The organism is Xanthomonas sp. SHU 166 (genome assembly GCF_000364685.1).
GTDB lineage: Bacteria > Pseudomonadota > Gammaproteobacteria > Xanthomonadales > Xanthomonadaceae > Xanthomonas_A > Xanthomonas_A sontii.
This window is the reverse complement of the sequence record NZ_AQOJ01000461.1, coordinates 1-1,873: the sequence shown is the minus strand read 5'-3', so window position 1 is coordinate 1,873 and position 1,873 is coordinate 1. Positions and strand designations below refer to the sequence as shown.

The 1,873-nt window shown below is 73.5% G+C and carries 2 protein-coding genes; both read right to left on the bottom strand.

The features are described from left to right. The coding region (locus tag D180_RS23045; protein WP_157835459.1) for an AAA family ATPase at window positions 1-665 on the bottom strand (665 nt) is incomplete at its 3' end. A 240-nt stretch (window positions 666-905) separates the two neighbouring features. Continuing rightward, window positions 906-1,873, bottom strand: a 968-nt coding sequence (locus tag D180_RS12305; protein ID WP_017913026.1) for a PD-(D/E)XK nuclease family protein, incomplete at its 5' end; no start/stop codon positions are given.

Here is a 1,873-nt window from a genome sequence, read left to right as displayed (position 1 = left end):
GGTGGCAGGCCGGCGGCGCGGGCCTGGGCGATGCGCAGCAGCAGCAGGCGGGCGATGGTGGTGGTCTTGCCGGTACCGGGGCCGCCGGTGACCAGCAGCAGGGCGCGGCGCAGGGCGAGGGCGGCGGCTTGGGCTTGGCGGTCGGATGGATCGTTAGCAGTCGTACCCTCACCCGCCCTGCGGGCACCCTCTCCCGGGGGGAGAGGGAAGAGCTGGGCGAACAGGGGTGCGAGGGCGGCGAGGTCGCTATGCGGCAGCGGCTGTGCGGCGAGGCGGCGCAGGCCCAGGGCCAGGCGTCGCTCGTACTCGCGGTAGCGGCGCAGGTAGAGCAGGCCGTGTTCGAGTACGAGTGGGCAGTCTGGGCTGGCGGCGTCCTCAGCGGCGGGTTGCGCGACCCAGCGCGAGGCGGCCAGGGCGCGGGTCCAGTCGTCTGCGGTGGGCAGCGTGGGAGCGGCGCCGTCGCGGCTGTCGAGCAGGAGGCTGGCGCGTGCCGGGTCGAGGCCGGCGTGGCCGCTGGCCACCGCCAGCGAGGCCAGGGCGGCGCCGGCCAGGACCAGGTCGGGGGTGTCCGGGGCCAGGCGGGCCAGGCTGTGTGCAAAGGCGTGGTCCAGCGTGCGCAGGGTGCCGGTGCGGTGGAGGGTGGCGAGGAGGTTGGGTTGGCTCACGGGGTGGGGGCTCCGTGAGTGGACGTACCCTCACCCCAACCCCTCTCCCGGGGGGAGAGGGGCTTGAGCGTGCGCCGGGTGCCGCTGCGGTGGAGGATGGCGAGGAGGTTGGTTTGGCTCACGGGGTGGGGGCTCCGTGAGTGGACGTACCCTCACCCCAACCCCTCTCCCGGGGGGAGAGGGGCTTGAGCATGCGGGGGGTGCCGGCGCGGTGGAGGGTGGCGAGGAGGTTGGGTTGGCTCACGGGGTGGGGGCTCCGTGAGTGGACGTACCCTCACCCCAACCCCTCTCCCGGGGGGAGAGGGGCTCGAGCGGGGCGCCGGCGAAGAGGGCGTCGACGCCTTCGATCAGGTCTGGGTCGAAGCGCCAGGCGTGCACGCCCGGCGATGGGTCTCGGGCGGCGTCCAGGCCGCGACAGAACAGGTAGCGCACGCCGCCGAAGTCGCGGGCGTAGTCGTAGGCACCGCCCAGGCGGAAGCGCAGCCAGCGGTGCAGGGCCACGGTGTAGATCAGCGCCTGCAGGGTGTACTCGCTGTGCGCCATCGCCCGCGCCAGGGCGTCGGGGTCGTAGGCCGGCAGGCGGTTGGACTTGTAGTCGAGCACGTACCAGCGGCCGTCGTGCTGGTAGGTGAGGTCGATCAGGCCGGTCATCAGTCCCTCCAGGCGCTGCCGCGCGCCGAACGCCTGGCGCTCGCCGGCCACGCCGAAGCTGTGCAGCAGCGCCAGCAACGCGTCCACGCGCGTCGGGCGCATGGCGAAGTGGAATTCCATTTCGTTGCGCCGCTGCTCGTCCGGCACCGCAGCCAGGCAGGTGCCTTCGGGCAGGGCGACGGTGAGGGTGTTGCCGACCAGGGCGGTGAGCATGGCGGTGCCGTCTTCCAGTTCGTCCTCGGCATAGCCGCCGCGTTGCAGCGCTTCGACGATGGCGGTGGCCTGCCCCGCTGGCGCCGGCAGGCCCGGGTGCCAGCCGCGCCAGGCGGCGAAGTCGCAGCGCTCGAACACGTCGTGCATGGCCACGCCGAAGCGGTTGCCGACGAAGCGGCGGTCGACCATGTCCACCTCCACCGCGGCACTGACCGGCTCGCTGGCGGCGGGTTCGTCGCTGCCACCGCTGCTGGGCACGGTGGCGCTGGCCATCGGGTCGCTGCCGGCGTCGGCGTTGGCCAACTGGGTGAAGCTGTACACCCACCATTCCGGCAGCACCCGCC